The 18,433-nt window shown below is 51.3% G+C and carries 13 protein-coding genes and 1 tRNA gene; 11 read left to right on the forward strand and 3 right to left on the reverse strand.

The annotated features are described in order from the left end of the window. From AC0QH1_RS30870 to AC0QH1_RS30880, 3 genes are all read left to right on the forward strand, one after another. Positions 1–756 (forward strand): metal ABC transporter ATP-binding protein, encoded by a 756-nt coding sequence (locus AC0QH1_RS30870; RefSeq protein WP_324635274.1) that lies wholly within the window; start codon positions 1–3, stop codon positions 754–756. Continuing rightward, positions 753–1,583, forward strand: a complete 831-nt coding sequence (locus AC0QH1_RS30875) for a metal ABC transporter permease (RefSeq protein WP_324635275.1) — start codon at positions 753–755, stop codon at positions 1,581–1,583. Before AC0QH1_RS30870 ends, AC0QH1_RS30875 begins: the two co-directional genes overlap by 4 nt. A gap of 65 nt (positions 1,584–1,648) precedes the next feature. Then, positions 1,649–2,908 carry an FAD/NAD(P)-binding protein gene (locus tag AC0QH1_RS30880; RefSeq protein WP_324635276.1) on the forward strand — a complete coding sequence of 420 codons (1,260 nt, stop codon included), beginning with the start codon at positions 1,649–1,651 and terminating at the stop codon, positions 2,906–2,908. A 253-nt stretch (positions 2,909–3,161) separates the two neighbouring features. Here the strand turns inward: AC0QH1_RS30880 and AC0QH1_RS30885 are convergent, their stop codons facing one another. Beyond that, the gene (locus tag AC0QH1_RS30885) at positions 3,162–3,647 is read right to left on the reverse strand and encodes a GNAT family N-acetyltransferase (RefSeq protein WP_324635277.1); all 486 of its coding nucleotides are present in this window, start codon (positions 3,645–3,647) and stop codon (positions 3,162–3,164) included. Continuing rightward, a complete protein-coding gene (locus tag AC0QH1_RS30890) occupies positions 3,647–3,859 on the reverse strand; it encodes a hypothetical protein (RefSeq protein ID WP_324635278.1) in 213 nt (70 codons plus the stop codon). The genes AC0QH1_RS30885 and AC0QH1_RS30890 overlap by 1 nt, the downstream gene beginning before the upstream one ends. A 483-nt stretch (positions 3,860–4,342) precedes the next feature. On the opposite strand from AC0QH1_RS30890, the gene AC0QH1_RS30895 reads away from it, so the two are divergent. From AC0QH1_RS30895 to AC0QH1_RS30905, 3 genes are all read left to right on the forward strand, one after another. Continuing rightward, positions 4,343–9,244, forward strand: a complete 4,902-nt coding sequence (locus tag AC0QH1_RS30895; protein WP_324635279.1) for a GAF domain-containing protein — start codon at positions 4,343–4,345, stop codon at positions 9,242–9,244. A 179-nt stretch (positions 9,245–9,423) separates the two neighbouring features. Further along, on the forward strand, positions 9,424–11,286 hold the full coding sequence (locus tag AC0QH1_RS30900) for a two-component system response regulator (protein WP_324635280.1): 1,863 nt from the start codon (positions 9,424–9,426) through the stop codon (positions 11,284–11,286). Continuing rightward, positions 11,283–12,371 carry a PleD family two-component system response regulator gene (locus AC0QH1_RS30905; RefSeq protein ID WP_324635281.1) on the forward strand — a complete coding sequence of 363 codons (1,089 nt, stop codon included), beginning with the start codon at positions 11,283–11,285 and terminating at the stop codon, positions 12,369–12,371. The genes AC0QH1_RS30900 and AC0QH1_RS30905 overlap by 4 nt, the downstream gene beginning before the upstream one ends. A 55-nt stretch (positions 12,372–12,426) precedes the next feature. Here the strand turns inward: AC0QH1_RS30905 and AC0QH1_RS30910 are convergent, their stop codons facing one another. Continuing rightward, entirely contained in the window at positions 12,427–13,026 is a 600-nt protein-coding gene (locus AC0QH1_RS30910) for a MiaE family protein (RefSeq protein WP_324635282.1), read from the reverse strand. Positions 13,027–13,067: 41 nt separating this feature from the next. Between AC0QH1_RS30910 and AC0QH1_RS30915 the strand changes: the two genes are divergently transcribed. The 5 genes from AC0QH1_RS30915 to AC0QH1_RS30935 all read left to right on the forward strand — a co-directional run bounded on the left by AC0QH1_RS30915 (position 13,068) and on the right by AC0QH1_RS30935 (position 18,275). Continuing rightward, positions 13,068–13,208: a hypothetical protein gene (locus AC0QH1_RS30915; protein WP_324635283.1), complete on the forward strand. Its 141-nt coding sequence runs from the start codon at positions 13,068–13,070 to the stop codon at positions 13,206–13,208. Between the two features lie 55 nt (positions 13,209–13,263). Continuing rightward, positions 13,264–14,418: a hypothetical protein gene (locus AC0QH1_RS30920; RefSeq protein WP_324635284.1), complete on the forward strand. Its 1,155-nt coding sequence runs from the start codon at positions 13,264–13,266 to the stop codon at positions 14,416–14,418. A 74-nt stretch (positions 14,419–14,492) separates the two neighbouring features. Beyond that, positions 14,493–14,563 (forward strand) — tRNA-Gly (locus AC0QH1_RS30925). A 723-nt stretch (positions 14,564–15,286) separates the two neighbouring features. After that, positions 15,287–16,669 carry a folate/biopterin family MFS transporter gene (locus AC0QH1_RS30930; RefSeq protein WP_324635285.1) on the forward strand — a complete coding sequence of 461 codons (1,383 nt, stop codon included), beginning with the start codon at positions 15,287–15,289 and terminating at the stop codon, positions 16,667–16,669. A gap of 106 nt (positions 16,670–16,775) precedes the next feature. Then, positions 16,776–18,275 (forward strand): carotenoid oxygenase family protein, encoded by a 1,500-nt coding sequence (locus AC0QH1_RS30935; RefSeq protein WP_324635286.1) that lies wholly within the window; start codon positions 16,776–16,778, stop codon positions 18,273–18,275. Positions 18,276–18,433: the final 158 nt, after the last annotated feature.

An 18,433-nucleotide genomic window follows, 5' to 3' on the forward strand; every position in this document is an offset into this window, starting at 1 on the left:
ATGCAATTAGCACAAAAAGTCACACCCAACTCCGTCGGCCAACCCGCGATCGCGATCGAACATTTGTGGGCAGGGTACGATCGCCACCCAGTTTTAGAAGACATTACCCTAGAGGTCAACCCTTTAGACTTCATCGCCCTGAGCGGACCGAATGGCGGCGGTAAAACCACCCTTATCAAAGTGCTGCTGGGGCTGCTCCAACCCATGCAGGGGGAGGTTCGCATTTTGGGAAGGAGCGCGAAACAGGGGCGACGATATATTGGTTACGTGCCGCAAACCGTGGAATGCGACCGGGATTTTCCGATTCGGGTGTGGGATGTAGTGCGAATGGGACGACTGGCAAAGCGTCGCTTGCTGCATCCCTACAATCGGCAAGACGATCGGATTGTGGCGGAGTGTCTGCAACAGGTGGATTTGTTCGATAGGCGCGATCGCCCGTTTGGCACCCTTTCCGGAGGACAGCGCCAGCGAGTTTACGTAGCTCGCGCCCTGGCGACCCAACCGCACATCCTGCTGTTGGACGAACCCACCGCCAGTGTGGATGCCTGCGGGCGGATGAAGATTTACCGCTTGTTACAACAACTCAACCAGTCGGTAACGATTTTAACGATTTCTCACGATTTGGAGGAAATTGCGCCTTATGTGAAGACAATGGGTTATCTGAATCGCCGATTGTTTTATGACCCGAAAGCGATCGAAGACCCGATCGCCTCCTCCGTCCGAGACGCAAATATCCAGGAGAGAACAGAGCCATGATGGAAGCATTACAGTACGATTTTATGCGAAACGCCTTATGTGCGGGAGTGTTAGTGAGCTTAGCCTGCGGCATCATCGGCACGTTTGTGGTGGTCAATCGCATCGTGTTTATCGCCGGCGGAATCGCCCATACCGCTTACGGAGGCATTGGTTTGGGGTATTTTTTTAATTTTAATCCCCTGCTAGGTGCGGTGGCATTTAGCACGATCGCCGGGTTGGCAATGGGAATCGTGCAGCGCCAAACTCGAGAGCGAACCGATACCACCATCGGCGTGATGTGGGCAGTGGGCATGGCAGTGGGAATTATCTTGGTGGATCTGACGCCGGGATACAAGGCGGATTTGATGAGCTATCTATTCGGGAGTATTCTAAGTGTTCCCACGGGCGATTTGCAAATCATGCTGGGGTTCGATGCGATCGCGATCGCCCTGGTGGTGTTGTTTTACAAAGAGTTAGTGGCGATTTCGTTTGACGAGACCTTTGCCACGATTCAAAATGTGCCGGTGAATGGGATATATTTCTTGCTCCTCGGGGAGATCGCCTTGACGGTGGTGATGATGATGCAGGTGGTGGGATTGATTCTGACCATCGCGTTGCTCACCATTCCCGCCGCGATTAGCACTCAGTTAGTGAGAGATTTAAAACAGATGATGGCGATCGCATGTCTTTTGGGGGTGCTGTTTACTTTCATTGGGTTATGGCTGTCATATACCCTGAATTTGACCTCCGGGGCCACGATTATTTTGGTCTCCGGTACGGCGTATCTGTCGATCTTAGCGCTGAAGTGGCGATCGCGTCGTTCTGCCTGTGGGTCAATTGTTAAGTAAGAAGAGCCAAATTCTCACGCTATGGATTGCTATCCACCGAAGAACGAACAAAAGTTAGAGTAACGATGAACGAAAATTCTGCCTTGATTCCTTGCGAAATCGACATTGCGATAATTGGCGCGGGGCCACAGGCGCTGACCCTGGTGGCTCATCTGTTGCAAAAGCGCAAAAGTATGCGCCGTCGGTTTGTGGTGTTTGACCCCAGTGGGGGATGGTTGACCCAGTGGTGTCATCAGTTTGCGGCGCTGGAAATCCCGCATTTGCGGAGTCCGGCGGTACACCATCCGGATCCGGATCCCTTTGCCCTGCGTCGGTTTGCCCAGACGCGCGATCGCGAGTTATTCCCGCCTTACGATTTGCCGGGAACGAAGTTGTTCCAGGACTTTTGTGAGAAAACCATCGCCCGGTGGCAGCTTGAAAATCGGGTAGTGGCGGCAAAAGTGAGGCGCATCGAACCCCTCTTCGGGAAGCGGCGCGATCGCTTTCGCTTGGCGTTAGAGGGGGCGAAAAGTGAGGTAATGGCGCGACGGGTGGTGCTGGCCACGGGAGGCGGTACGCCGCATTTTCCTGACTGGGTGAGTCGCATCCAAACGCCCTATCCGAGCGATCGCCTGTGTCATTCCCATCAGATCGATCTGCGTCAATTGCAGTTGCACGGAGAGCGGGTTTTAATCATTGGTGGCGGGTTAACGGCGGGACATCTGGCGATCGGCGCATTAAAGCGAGGTGCGAAGGTGATGTTAATGATGAAGCGCCAATTGCAAGAAAAACTATTTGACGCCGATCCGGGATGGTTGGGACCGAAGTATCTGAAGGAATTTAGCCGGGAAGCGAATTGGGTCGCACGTTGGCGTGCGATCGCCTCGGCGCGCAATGGGGGGTCGATGACGCCAGAAGTTGCCACTCAGTTGCGACGGGAATCCCATCGGGGAAATCTGGCCATTTACGAGAGTTGTGAAGTGGTAAGTGCCCGGTGGGAAAATCGTCAATGGCGGATTATGTGCGATGATGGTGCAGTGTATGAATGCGATCGCATTGGGTTGGCCACCGGTACGCGGTTGGATGTGGCCGCCGAACCGTTATTGTCGGAAGTTTGCCAAGTATATCCACCGGAATCGGTCGGGGGTTTGCCCGTGTTAGATGAGTATTTGCGCTGGCCGGGTTGCGAGTTATTCGTCATGGGTGGATTGGCGGCTTTGCAGGTAGGGCCAGTGGCGCGAAACCTGGCTGGGGCGAGGATGGCCAGCGATCGCATTTCGGTGGCTCTGACGAAGCCGAGTTTGAGGCGATCGCTCGGGGGAAATTATACTTTAGCCGCCAAGTAAGAGAACGCGATTACCTCAAGTTAGGACGGGGCACCGCCCTGTTCTAACTTCCTAGAGTAAATTACCGATTTATTCAACTATAGCAAGAATAGTTAAAAAAATTAGTCCGCGTAGGCTTTTTTCCCTTGCCACGGTGGGATTTCAATCCCCCGTTTCTTCGATCGCCCATTCAGCGGATTTCAGGTTAGACCTCGCCCCATGTTTGATAGAATTCCTTGCCCGCCATGACAATCCCTAGTGGTGGAGGGAACTGCTACAAGAGATTAGTTTTCACGTAAACCCGATCGCAGCGCGGGGTTTCGACCCCGGTGGCGGGTTGATAGCCACAGCTTTCATAAAGCCGCACCGCCTGGTGAAGAACGCTGGCGGTTTCTATCCAGATTTCTTGAAAATTGGCCGCTTCGATCGCCCGTTCGAGTTGTTGCAATAAAAAGCGACCGAGACCGAGACCTCGCACCTGGGGTAACAGATACATTTTTCTAATTTCTGCTGCATTATTGCCTCGGGCGATGGGATAATAAGCGGCGGTTCCCACAATTTTGCCGTGATGTTCCACCACCCAGAATTCCCCGCCGACTTTCTGATAGCAGCGTTCCACATTTAAGACATCGGAGTCTGCGCCGGTGGGTTCCCAAGGGAGACCATATTCAGCTAAAACCCGGGCGATCGCATCAGCCGCCGCCGCGCGATCGCGAGGTTCCCAAGGGCGAATTAAGAACTCATTATATTGAAGTTGCATCAACTTGGCAATTCGGGACGATCGATTAAATTGTAAGCGATTTTGGCACCGGGGAGAACCGCCCCCGAGAGACTTGCGGATTGCCCGGGGCGATCGCCGATCGGGGTGGCCTCCAGGATCCCTAGCGATCGCCGATGGTGGGGAACCTCTCGGGTTTCCCTGGGGTTAACTGCGCCTGGAGTTCCCTCCGGGGGGAGATGCCCGGAGACCATCAGCGATTTCAACCTCGGCTGTGTTCCCGCGCTTTGTTAGCAGAATCGAGGGGAGAGAAACCAACAGAGGCTCCCTTAGACTAACACGATCGGCTGATTTTAGTTTTCCATCCTTTTCGCCCGCCCATATTTTTGATAAAATTCACACAGGAATGAGAGGGCGTTTTTGATGGGACGAACCATCTGAGGAACAAACTGCAGCGGCGATCGGGGTCAGGGAGGAATGTCCCGGCATTTCTCGCTCCCTGAGCAGCGATCGGCAATCGGCGGGTAGGGGAGCAAAAGGGTCTGACTTCACCGGGCCGTTGTTGGCGACCCCACAACCGATTGCGTTGTAGCAGGTAGGGGGGTTACAAATTATCCACTATCCCTAGAATGAACGGGTTAAATGTATCCAGAATAATCCCCTTTCCGGTTCGATACCGATTGGCTTAATTTTAACATAATTTGCCACCCAATTCAACGGTAAAAGTTGAGAGTCCAATGAGCGATCTAAAAATGACCACGGCTGCCAGCATTTTAGTAGTTGACGATACTCCGGACAACTTGAGCTTGTTAACGCGATTGTTGACCAAGCAAGGATATAGGGTTCGAGGGGCGAGGGAAGGTGGCATGGCAATCGAAGCCGCAAGAGACGATCCGCCGGACTTAATTTTGCTGGATATTTTAATGCCCGGGTTGGATGGCTATCAAGTTTGCGAACGGTTAAAAGCCGACGAGAGAACCCATGAAATTCCGGTAATTTTTATCAGTGCATTGAGCGAATCATTTGATAAAGTCAGAGGATTTTCCGTGGGAGGAATTGATTATATTACGAAACCATTCGAGCTGTCAGAAACGATGGCGAGAATCGAGATGCAATTGAGGGTGGGTAGGTTGCAGAGGCAGATTGCCAAACAAAACCGTCAATTGCAACAAGAAATCAGCGATCGCTTGCGAGCGGAAGCGGCGCTGGTAGAGAGAGCAAACACCCTACGCGATCGCAATGAAATTTTAACCCAACTGGCAAAAAACCCAGCCCTCAAACGGGGAGATTTAAAAACTGCAGTGCAAGCGATTGTGCAAGCGAGTATCGAGAACTTGAAAAGCGAACGAGCCAGCGTGTGGTTGTTCGACGAAACGCGCAGGCAATTGCAATGCATCGAGTTATTCCCACGCCATTCTCGATCGCACGATCGAGCAGGGGAAAGAAAAGTCGAAGATTATCCGAGATATTTTCAAGAATTAGAACGAGGAGTGGCGATCGCCGTAGGGGATGCCCGCCAGGATCCGCGCACCCGAGAATTAGAGACGGGAGCGTTAACGCCAACACAGATCCCCGCGAGACTCGACATGCCGATATATCTTGGGGGAGAAACCGTGGGGGTATTTTGTGTAGAACAGTGGGGAGAAACGCCTCAGGAGTGGACGGAAGCAGACCTGAATTTTGTGCGCTCTTTAAGTGAGTTAGTGTCATTGGGGATAGAAGCGCGGGAACGCGAGCGAGCGGAACGGGCGCTAGAGAACGAATTGCATCGCAGCAAACTGCTGCGACAAATCACCGAACAAATTCGCGCGCAGTTCGACCCGCAGCAAATTTTTGAAACCGCCGCCACACAAATCGGGCGGGCATTTCAAGTGAATCGCTGTTCCATCCATACCTATTGCGATCGCCCGCAGCCCAAATTATCCTTAGTCGCTCACTACGCCGAGAAGGGGTACGAACTGTTCCACAAGTTAGAGGTACCCATCGAGGGCAATCCGCACCTCGAGGTCATGTTAGGGGAAGATCGAGCCATTTGCGCCGAGGAAGGGGGAGAGAGGGAGCAAGCGGGCTACTGTTGGGAAGCCCAATCACTGCTGAGCGTTCGCACGTCATACAACGGGCAACCCAACGGAGCGATCGGCTTGCACCAGTGCGATCGACTGCGCCAGTGGAGTGCAGAAGAGCGAGAACTGCTCGAAGCGATCGCCGCACAACTCGGAATCGCGATCGCCGGAGCGCAACTGCTCGATCGCGAAAAACAGGCTTGCGCCGAACGCGATCGGCAAAACCGACAGCTTCAGCGCGAAATTAACGAACGTCGCCTCACCCAAAAAGCCTTGGAACAAAGCGAACAGAAACATCGCGCCCTCGTCGAGACCTCCCAAGACCTGATTTGGTCGATGGACATTCGGGGACGCTATACCTTTGTCAACCCTGCCGTGGAGCAGATTTATGGCTATTCTCCCGCCGAAACTCTCGGGAAAAAATATACCCAATTTGTCAGTGCCAAGCGACTGAAACAAGATAGAAAAGCCCTGCGAAATTTGTTAGGGGGAACCCCGTGGGTGAAATACGAAACCACCCATATTGCCAAAGACGGCAGCGAAATCCACCTCATTTTTAATGCCATTCCCCTGCGAAACAGCGAAGGGCGCGTCATTGGCACTACAGGCACCGCCACCGACATCAGCGATCGCCTGCGGTCCGAAATTGAAATTCTCCGCAGCAAAGACTTACTCGAATCGATTTTCAATGAATCTGCCGATGCAATTTTTCTCGTCAATCCTGAGAGCAATAAAATTGCCGACTGCAATCGCCGTGCGGTAGAACTATTTGAAGCACAGGGGAAAGAAAATCTCATCGGGTTGGAAGAACACAGCCTGCAAAAACAGCCTTTTTCAGCCGAAAAAATAGCGCAAATCAGCACAGAAGTGAGCCGGGAGGGTTGTTGGAGTAGCGAACTGGAATACATCACGAAAAGCGGCAAGACATTTTGGGGAAACTTAGCCATCAAACCGATCCGAGTGGCGGGGCAGGAAATGACCCTAGTGCGCGTCACCGACATCACCGATCGCAAACAAACCGAAGAAGCCTTGTTTTCCATTGTAGAAGGAACCGCCGCCACCACCGGCAATGAATTCTTTTCCTCCTGCGTGCGCTATCTCGCGCGAGTGCTGCAAGTGCGATATGCGGCGATCGCCGAACTCATCGATGAAACCACATGTCGCTTTCGCACTTTAGCCTTGTGGACCGGCGAAACCTGGGGAGAAAACATCGAGTACCACCTCAAAAAGACATCCGAGGAAGACCTCACCTCCCGGGAAACCCCTACCGCCCTTCATTGTGCCGAAGCATTCCTGTTGCACGATGGCGCATCGGACCACTTAAGGGTAGAAAGCTTTGTGGGAATTCCATTACTCAACTCCGAGGGAAAATACATCGGACATTTAGCGGTGTTCGATATGGACGTCAGGGAGAACAACTCCGGGAGAGAATCGATTTTGACAATTTTTGCAGCGCGTGCCGCCGCCGAATTGGAGCGACAAAAAGCGCAAATTGCATTAGAAGAAAGTGCCGAACGAGAACGAGCGATCGCCAAAGCCCTGCGACGAATGCGGCAAACCTTAGATTTAGAACAAATCTTCAGCGCCACCACCTCCGAACTGCGGCAAGTCCTCAACTGCGATCGCGTCGCCGTCTATCAGTTTAATGCCGACTGGAGCGGTACATTTGTCTGCGAATCCCTGGGCAGCGAATGGAAACCGTTAGTGATAAAATACCCCGAAAACGGCTCGACAATCCGCTACACCATTAACGATGAAAATTGCACGATTATCGAATGGAAAAGCGCCTCAGAAAGCCTCGAAGATACCTACTTAAAACAAACCCAAGGCGGTGCATACGGGCGCGGCGCGAACTGCCTGGTGGTGGAAGATATTTACGCCGCCGAATTTGAACCCTGTTATCTCGAACTCTTAGAATCCTTTCAAGCCAAAGCCTACATTACCGTACCGATTTTCTGCGGCAAAAAACTCTGGGGATTGCTCGCCGCCTATGAAAATAAAAGCCCTCGGCAATGGAAAGAAGCCGAGGTTAATATCGTAGTGCAAATCGGCATTCAACTGGGGGTGGCGCTCCAGCAAGCTCAACTCCTGCAACAGACCAAGCAGCAATCCAACGCCCTGCAACAAGCGGCCTATGCTGCTGATGCGGCGAACCGCGCAAAAAGCGAATTTCTTGCCGCTATGAGTCACGAATTGAGAACCCCACTCAATGCCATTCTCGGCTTTACGCAACTGATGAACCGGGACATAAATTTATCCCCAGACCAGCAAGAAAAACTGCGGATTATCAATCGCTCCGGCGAACATTTACTCGGTTTAATTAACGATATTTTAGAAATGTCGAAAATCGAGGCGGGGAGGACGACTTTTAACCAAACCAGCTTCGACCTGTTAGCCTTGCTCGAAACTTTAGAAGAAATGCTGCACCTGAAAGCGAATGCGAAAGGATTGAGGCTGATTTTCCAGCGAGGAACCAACCTGCCCCAATATGTCAAAACCGATGAAGGAAAATTGCGACAGGTTTTGATTAATCTGTTAGGGAATGCGATTAAATTTACCGAAAAAGGGTCGGTGAGCTTGCGCGTTCGCGTGGGAGAAGGGGAAACCAACCCCTCGGGACTGCAGGAACAATTCTCCGAACGTCTTTATTTTGAAATCGAAGACACCGGGCCGGGAATTTCCCCAGAAGAGCGCGATCGCCTCTTTGAACCCTTTGCCCAAACCGAAATCGGTGAAAAATCCAACCAAGGAACCGGGTTGGGGTTGCCGATTTCGCAAAAATTCGTGGAATTTATGGGCGGCGAAATTACACTCAGCAGTACCCCGGGCAAGGGGAGTATTTTTTCCTTTCATATCGCGATCGCCAAAGCCGATGCTAGCCAAGTGGAACACAAGAAACCCCGGCGCAAAGCGATCGGCATCGTGAGCGATCGCACCTATCGAATTTTAGTGGTAGACGACGCTTATGAAAGCCGTTTGTTGTTAAGCACCCTGTTTCAATCGATTGGATTTCAAGTCCGCGAAGCCGAAAATGGGCGAGAAGCTGTGGAATTATGGCACAGTTGGCAGCCACAAGTTATCTGTATGGATATGCAAATGCCCGTGATGGATGGATATGAAGCCACTCAAGCCATTAAACGCAGTCCCGGCGGTGAAAAAAGCCTGATTATCGCTCTAACCGCTAGCGCTTTTGAAGAAGATCGCAAGCAAGTTTTGTCCGTGGGTTGCGATGAATTCGTCCCCAAACCCTTTCGCGAAGAACTCTTGCTCGAAAAAATAGCCGATTGCCTCAAAATTGCATATGTTTACGAATCCGACAATTGCCAAGCGCAAAAGGAAACTTCTGATGAGCTTTCCATTTCCCCCGATCGATTGCGGGAGTATGTGTCTCAAATGCCCCCCCACTGGGTCGCGCAAGTTCATCGCGCCTCCTGCTTGGGTAGCGACGATCTGATTTTGCAATCCCTCGAACAGATTCCCCCAGAACTGGATCCTTTGGCAACGGCACTGACACAGTTAGCAGATAATTTTCAATTTGAAATCATTATGGAACTAACGCAACCGGAGGAGGGATGAAAAAATACCCCGTGGTGTGTCACCCTAGATACATCCACTACAGTAAAAATGCCGAATCTGCAAGGGATATTCCATCGGATGAGAGCCGCTCAGTTCATCATTGACGGAAATCGTCTCCCGGTGGCCGAAAAAGCTCTAAACTTAAAATAGTTGTTTATCGTGATTTATCCGGATATTAGATGAATTTTATTCAGGTCGATCCTTCCAAACATAACATTCTCGTTGTTGACGATACCCCCACCAACTTGCGGTTTTTAGCAAAACTCCTCAACCGCGAAGGGTATAATGTTTATAAAGCCTTAAACGGGCAAATGGCGCTGATGGCTTGTCAAACCGCAAGCTTCGATCTCATTTTGCTCGATATAATGATGCCGGATATGGATGGTTATGAAGTCTGCCAAACCCTAAAAGCGGATCCGAAGACTTGCGAGATTCCCGTGATTTTTCTCAGTGCCCTAGATGATGCCCTGGATAAGGTGAAAGCATTTAGCATCGGCGCTGTGGATTATATCACGAAACCGTTTCAATTTGAAGAAGTTTTAGCCCGGGTTCAATATCAACTGGCGCTCAAGGCAGCAGAAGCAGAAATTCTCAACCTCAATGCGGAACTCGAACAGCGCGTCAAAGAACGTACCCGTCAGCTCGAATCTACCAATGAAGCCCTCAAAGAAGAAATTGTGGAACGCAAGCAGTTGCAAATTAAGTTGCTTAATATGGCTCTGCACGATCCGCTGACGAATCTGCCGAATCGCGCGTTTTTGATGGGGCGCTTAGACGAGGCGATCGCCCGCGCCAAACAACAGGAAGAGTATCAGTTTGCGGTGCTGTTTCTCGACTGCGATCGCTTTAAAGTGATTAATGATTCCCTCGGTCATTTTGTCGGGGACGAACTGTTAAGCGCCATCGCCCGTCGCCTGGAAATGTTGTTGAGCGAAGCCGATACCCTGGCCCGTCTCGGCGGCGACGAATTTGCCATCCTTTTAGAACAGGTCAGCGATATCGGCATGGCCACCGACATGGCAGAAAATATTTTGCAGTCCCTTTCTAACCCGTTTCAACTGTCGCGATATGAAGTGTTTATTAATGCGAGTATTGGGATTACTTTAGGCGATCGCGAAGATGACAAACCGGAATATTTATTGCGCGATGCCGACACCGCTATGTATCGCGCAAAGGCATTGGGAAAAGCCCGCTATCACGTCTTCGACCCAGGAATGCACCAAGAAGCCCTGCAGCTTTTAGAGCTAGAAAACGATTTGCGAAGAGCGGTAGACCGGAAAGAATTTATCGTTTGTTATCAGCCAATCGTTTCTCTGCAAACCGGCACTATTTCTGGGTTTGAAGCATTGGTGCGCTGGCGACATCCCACCCGGGGCATAATTTCGCCGGCGCAGTTCATTCCCATTGCAGAAGAAACCGGTGCGATCGCCGAGATTGACCTTTGGGTTTTGCAGGAAGCTTGCGATCGGCTAAAACAGTGGCAGATGCGCTACCGCCGCAGCACTCCCCTCACCGTCAGCGTCAACCTTTCCGGGCGCTTGTTTTCCCAAACGGATTTAACTGAAAAAATTGCCACCATCCTCACTCAAACGCAACTGAACCCCAAATACTTAAAACTAGAAGTCACCGAAAGCGCTTTAGTGGAGAATCCAGACCGCGCTATGAAACTGATTCAGAAACTCCAATGCAGCAATATTGAATTATGCATCGATGACTTTGGCACCGGATACTCTTCCCTGAGCTATCTGCATCGCTTCCCTTTTAATACCCTCAAAATCGACAAGTCTTTCGTGGATCGCATAGAGCAAACCCGGGAACAAGGGTTGGTGATGGCGATTATTCAGATGGCTCATACCCTCGGCATGAGCACGATCGCCGAAGGCATAGAAACCTCCTCCCAATTCGCCCAACTCCAACAACTTCACTGCACCTTCGGTCAGGGTTATCTTTTTGCTAAACCTTTGCAGAGTTCAGCCGTTTTAGAGTTGCTGGATTCTTCACCCCAATGGCGATCGACACCCACAGGGGGAAAAATCACATGAATCACCATGCAGACGAACCGCTAAAAGGCAATATTCTCATCGTTGACGATACACCGGATAACCTGCGCCTGTTATCCTCCATGCTGCAAAATCGCGGCTATCGGGTTCGCAAAGCCTTAAACGGAAAAATTGCCCTGATGGCTTGCCAAACCTTACCCCCGGATGTCATTTTACTCGATATTAATATGCCGGATATGAATGGCTACCAGGTTTGCCAAGCCTTGAAATCAATGGATAAAACTTGCGAAATTCCGATTATCTTTATTAGCGTTTTAGATAACGTTCAAGATAAGGTCAAAGCCTTTGAAGTCGGTGGCGCGGATTACATTACCAAACCGTTTCAATTTCCGGAAGTCGAAGCGCGGGTGGAAAACCAACTCAACCTGAAGCGCTTGCAGAAAGAACTACAGGAAAAAAATCAATTGCTTGAATTGCAAAATGCTCGACTGCGCCAGGAAATCGAAAAACGCCGCCACGCAGAAGATGCTTTACAACAAGCTAACCAGCAGTTAAAGGAATTGGTCTGTGTGGATGGCTTAACTCAGGTGGCCAATCGGCGGCATTTTGATGAATATTTACAAAAACAATGGCAGCGATCGCAGCAAGACTGTTCCCCCCTTTCTTTGGTACTGTGCGATATCGATTTTTTTAAAAATTATAACGATACCTTCGGTCATCTCGCCGGCGATGCTTGCTTGCAGCGTGTGGCAAAAGCCATTTACCGGGCGGTGAACAGACCCAACTATTTAGTCGCCCGTTATGGCGGCGAAGAATTTGTGGTCATTCTGCCCGCTAGCAATATTCGTAACGCTTTGCGCGTCGCGAAACGCATCCAGCACGAAATACAGCAACTCCACATCCACCATCCCGCTTCTGCTGTCAGTCCATTCGTGACGTTGAGCCTCGGAATTGCCAGTACCATCCCCCGCGATCGCGACTGCTTAAATGACCTGATCCATCGCGCCGATAAAGCCCTTTATCGCGCGAAAAAAGAAGGCCGAAATCGCTACTGCATTGACCTGCTGCGATCGCCCCCACGCGACCCCCAACCCTGCATTAATCCCCCCTTTCCTTGCGATGGATAAATTCCCCCCCCGATACTCTCCTTTTCCCCCACCTCCAGTCTCTCTCTATCACCCCCTAACTGTGAATTCTCGGATGTGGATACAGGGTGGAGAGCAATTCGCTTTCTACATTGGCTAATTCCTCTAACCGCGCTGTCACGATGTCTCGCTCAAAATACGTGGTCGCTAAAATCCAATACGCCCCATAATGTCTCGCCTCCGATGCCATCAAACTGCGATAAAATTTCGCTAATTCCGCATCGGGACAATGTTCCCCCAGCAAGCCCAATCGTTCGTGACTGCGCGCTTCAATCAGTCCGTAAACTAATAAGAAATCTAAAAATCTCTCGGGTTCGTTGCGGCGAATTTGCGCTTTTAATCCCGCCGCATAAGGGGGCGCATTTAACGGCGCTAAGGGAATACCCCGCTTCTCGAGATGCTGGTTGACTAATTCAAAATGCTCCAGTTCTTCTCTGGCGATCGCGGTCAGCATTCGCACCATTTTCTCGTTCGACGGGTAGCGAAACATTAAATTTAACGCTACTCCCGCCGCTTTTCGTTCGCAGTGAGAATGATCCAGCAAAATTGTCTCTATATTGTCGATCGCTAACTCCACCCACTCGGGCAATGTCGGTTGCTTGAGAAATTTAATCGTTTGCACGGTTGCAGCACTCATCTGGAATTTGGCATCAAACCTTCCCATCCCCAAGGGACAGTTTGATTCTATCTCAAATTCCTCCCCAAGCGGCATCCGCGATCGCTTTTTTTATCTTTCCCCTCACCCTCTCCCCCCACGAGGCGCGATCGCCATCATTTGCCCCCTTGCTTAACCCGGTTGTCTCCCCGTCGCTGGCGTAAGTCTAAAGGTTCAATGGTTTCCGGAACGCCGTTTTATTACCATATTTTTCCAAACATGTCAATCCCAATCAAACCAAGCCATCCGGAAGTATCTGCTGGGGTGTGGTTCGCCGCCTACTTCGCCTCTGTCTCTCTACATCTTCTCGCCGCCTTTTGCTGGGTACAAGAGGTGAAACGCGCCGATCGCCCCCCGACCCTTTCCGATGCGATCGCCGTTCACTTAATCGAAATCTCCGCCGAAACCCCTTCCTCCCCCCCACCCACACCGGAACCCGAACCGGAACCCACACCGGAACCCGAACCGGAACCCCCCACCCCGCGCTTCACCACTCGTCGGGAAACCTCCGATTTCTCTCCCAAACCCCCACCCCCACTCTCCCCAGCACCATTAATCCCTCCCCCACCAGCGCCTGCACCCCCACTCCCCTCCCCAAGAGAACGCCTCACCTCTCGTCGCGAACTCTGGGAACCAGACCTAATCCCGAACCTCATCACCCCGGAACTCTCCCCCCAACCCGAACCAGAACCCACTCCGGAACCAACTCCGGAACCAACTCCCGAACCAACCCCGGAACCAACACCGGAACCGATACCGGAACCAACTCCCGAACCAACCCCGGAACCAACTCCGACTCCGGAACCAACTCCAGAACCAACACCAGAACCAACACCAACTCCCGAACCAACACCAGAACCAACACCAACTCCCGAACCAACTCCAGAACCAACACCAACTCCGGAACCAACTCCCGAACCAACACCAACTCCCGAACCGACACCAGAACCGGAACCCCTTGCTAATTCCTCACCCGCGCCAGCGGAACCCACGGAAGGGCAAGAGACAGAAACGGGGTCAAACACCGAAACTGGGGTCGGGGTGATGGCAACGCTGACAAACGTTCGCCTTGCCAATCATGGCAGAGATATTCCCGATCGCGCCGCCCAGGTTATCGAACAGCCCCCCGAGTTTTCCGCGATCGTCTACCCCTCAAACCGACAAAGCCCAATTACGGAAGAATTGGTGTTAACCTTATTAATCGACCCCACCGGTCGCGCCGAACTGCTCGCCGTCCAACCAGAGGCGGTGGGTCAGGAGTATTGGGACTTCGCCCTTCGCATCACTCGCCAGTTGAACTTCACACCTGCCGAAACTGCAGGTCAGCCGGTGGCTTGCTTGCTAGAGGTTTACCTCAAGGTGGAGCGCCTGTAAAAAAAAATTTGCCAAACCGCTTGTCAAACCAGAAAAGTATGTTATTATTGTTAATGCTGGCGAGAAAACGCTGCGCGGGCATAGTTTAGTGGTAAAACCATAGCCTTCCAAGCTATTGATGCGGGTTCGATTCCCGCTGCCCGCTTTCCACCGATGTTGCTGGGACTTCAAGTCAGCAGGCGATCGCTTTTTCCGGCATCGTCATCTCCACTTGAGAAAACCACAAACGAGCATCAAGATTTCATCGCCATCCATAATCGCGATCGCCTCAGAAGTAGCGTCTAACTGATGCTCTCCCCTGGTTTTCACTCTGCGGCAAACTCTTATCTTATGCCCCTCCAACTACGCCCAGCGGTGAAGTCACAAAACCCTATCCAATAAAAATATGCCTCTTTATCGGGCAAGCTTGACTCCCTTAAATTTAGAGCGTTTCAAGGGGATTTTATCCTACTTCTCTCATTTCAATGCTACTGGTAAAATCAGCATTAGATTTAGCGGGGGGTTTTGCAAGTGATTTCGGCTTCAAAGGGTATTTGGATCGGAAAAAATAAGTAAGCTTTCCCTACCTTCAAAACCGGCCCACTCAAATCTTCTGCAATTTCTAATTTGCGATCGCCCAAGTCTAGGCAATCCGGCTGCTTAATTGCCAATTGACAATATAAGACGAATTTACCTGTAATTTCACTCCGAGGGCGGCCCCGGAGGAGGATCCAGGCAAACTGGATTAGGGGGAAAGCAGATAAAACGGCCCCTCACATTTGCCCTTGCCCTCGCATCGAGGGGGGAATTCACCCAAATGGAGTAGGCAAACCGCCCGAGGTGAAGATATGCTATAAAGTATTGCGAATTGTTAAAATTTGTTAAGCTAATGTTTATTAACCCGGTTGCCACAGCCAAACTGAAAGCCTCCCTAAAAGAGAAACTATTTTTCGGAAACGAACCCACCCCAGAACTGATAGCCATTCTGCTGGTGTATTTTGTCCAGGGGATTTTAGGGTTAGCCAGACTTGCCGTCAGTTTCTTCCTAAAAGACGAACTGGCGTTAAGTCCGGCGGAAGTGTCGGCCTTGATGGGTATAGCAGCTTTTCCGTGGATTGTCAAGCCCCTATTCGGATTTATTTCCGATGCCTTTCCCATTTTCGGCTATCGCCGACGGCCTTATATTGTGTTATCCGGACTGTTGGGTGTCCTCTCCTGGGTCAGCATGGCGACAATCGTACACACGGGGTGGGCGGCGACAGCGGTGATGCTGCTGAGTTCCCTGTCAGTGGCGGTGAGCGACGTGATTGTAGATTCCCTGGTGGTAGAGCGCGCGCGAAAAGAATCGCTTTGCGACGCGGGTTCCCTGCAATCCTTGTGCTGGGGGTCATCAGCAGTGGGCGGGCTGATTACCGCCTATTTGAGCGGTTCTCTGCTGGAAGCCTTTAGCACGCAAACGGTGTTTTTGATTACCGCTACCTTTCCCTTGCTGGTGTCTGGAGTGGCGTGGTTAATTGCGGAAGAACCGGTGCGCGACGCTCATCAGGGGTTGAGCAACGTGAAAGACCAAGTGAAACAGCTCAAAGGTGCGATCGCGCAAAAATCCATTTGGTTGCCCACCGCCTTTTTATTTATCTGGCAAGCCACCCCCTCATCGGATTCCGCCTTCTTCTTCTTCACCACCAACGAATTGGGATTTGAGCCGGAATTTCTAGGGAGAGTGCGACTCGTCACCAGCATCGCCTCCTTACTGGGGGTGTGGTTGTTCCAGCGCTTTTTGAGAAGTATCCCCTTTCGCACAATCTTCAGGTGGTCAACCGTGCTTTCCGCAGTGCTAGGAATGAGCGCATTGCTCCTCGTCACCCACGCCAACCGGGCGATCGGGATAGACGATCGCTGGTTCAGCATTGGCGATAGCCTGATTCTCACCGTCATGGGACAGATTGCCTATATGCCCGTATTGGTACTCGCCGCCCGCCTGTGCCCGAAAGGGGTAGAAGCCACATTATTTGCCCTGCTGATGTCCGTAACCAATTTAGCCGGACTTCTGTCATACGAAGAAGGCGCACTGTTAATGCATTGGTTGGACGTGACGCAAACCCAATTTGATAACCTCTGGATATTAATTACGATCGCCAACCTCAGCAGTTTGCTGCCCCTCCCCTTCCTCCACTGGCTTCCCGACGGTGACAACAGCGATCGCACCTCCACCAAAGTCTCCCCGGTTTCCCCACCCGAATCCCAGCCCTCCGTAGAAAGCCTGCAAGCATAACTCCCACCCAGGAAGGATGACAAAATCACCCTCATCCTTCCCGGTTGACAGCCTCAGATAAATCCGCTAAAAAACAAAAAGTTAAAATTTGTAAATTCAACGCAATATGCAAACGAAAGACCGCCTTTCCTCCACCCAACCCAAGCGCGATCGCCCCTACGATCGCGAAGACTGGAAAAAAGGTTACGAATCCCAACCCAACGAATATGACTACTGGATAGACAACATCGAGGGAGAAATTCCCCCAGACCTAGAAGGCACCCTTTTCCGCAACGGTCCCGGCTTACTCGATATCAACGGGCAGCAAATTCATCACCCCTTTGATGGCGATGGAATGATTGCCAAAATCGCCTTAAAAAACGGTCGCGCCTACTTCAGCAATCGCTACGTCCGCACCGAAGGCTACTTAAAAGAACAGCAAGCCGGAAAAATTCTTTATCGTGGCGTTTTTGGCACCCAAAAACCCGGCGGATGGCTGGCCAACTTCTTCGATTTCAACATCAAAAATATTGCCAATACCCACATTATTTACTGGGGCAATAAACTCTTAGCATTGTGGGAAGCCGCTCAACCGCACCGACTCGATCCAAACAGCTTAGAAACCATCGGCATCGACTCCCTAAACAATGCCTTGCAACCGGGAGACGCCTTCGCCGCCCATCCCCGCATCGACCCCCATTGTGAAGCTGACGGCGGCGAACCTTGTTTGGTGAATTTTTCCGTAAAACCCGGACTGTCTACCACCATTACCATTTACGAACTCAATCGCGCCGGAAAAATGGTGCGACGCCACGCCCATTCCGTGCCAGGATTTGCATTTTTGCACGATATGGCCATCACGCCAAATTACTGCATTTTCTTCCAAAATCCCGTCAGCTTTAATCCTTTACCATTCCTGCTGGGATGGCGCAGTGCCAGTCAGTGCTTGCGGTTCAATCCCCAAGAACCCACCAAGATTATTTTAATCCCCCGCAACGGCAAAGATACGGTAAAAATTTTAGAAACCGAGCCTTGTTTTGTCTTCCATCATGCCAATGCATGGGAAGAAAACGGCGAGGTGTTTGTCGATTCGGTGTGCTACGATTCGTTTCCCTCCCCGGAACCCGACGCGGATTTTCGAGAAATAGATTTTGATACCATTCCGGCGGGACAGTTGTGGCGATTTCAGGTGAATTTAAGCCGGGAAACCGTAACCCATCAAACCCTAGAATCTCGCTGCTGCGAATTTCCCACCTTGCATCCGCAAAATGTGGGACGCCCGTATCGGTATTTATATATCGGCACAGCCCACGAAGCGGCAGGAAATGCACCTTTGCAAGCCATTTTAAAGCTCGATTTAGCCACCGGAAATCGGCAGCTTTGGAGTGCAGCGCCGCGCGGTTTTGGCGGCGAACCGGTGTTCGTGCCCCGTCCAAATGGCACCACAGAAGATGATGGCTGGGTGTTATTGTTGATGTACGATGCGGCCCATCATCGTTCGGATTTGGTGATTTTAGATGCGCGGGATTTGGATTGCGGACCGATTGCGCGATTGCATTTAAAACATCATATTCCCTATGGGTTGCATGGGAGTTTTACTCCGGAGTGCTTTATCCCGCAAGGGTAGGTAGTTAGGTAGGGTGGGCAATGCCCACCCTACGGTTGTATCCCGGTTTCCTTGAGAAAGTGAATCGAAAATCTGTCGGTGGGAGGATACGGATTCTCGGGGAAAGGAATTACAAGTAAAGCAGCAAAATGTTTGCATGTGAGTGCTTTTGGCACTCT

The sequence above is a fragment of the Phormidium sp. CCY1219 genome, from assembly GCF_055795085.1.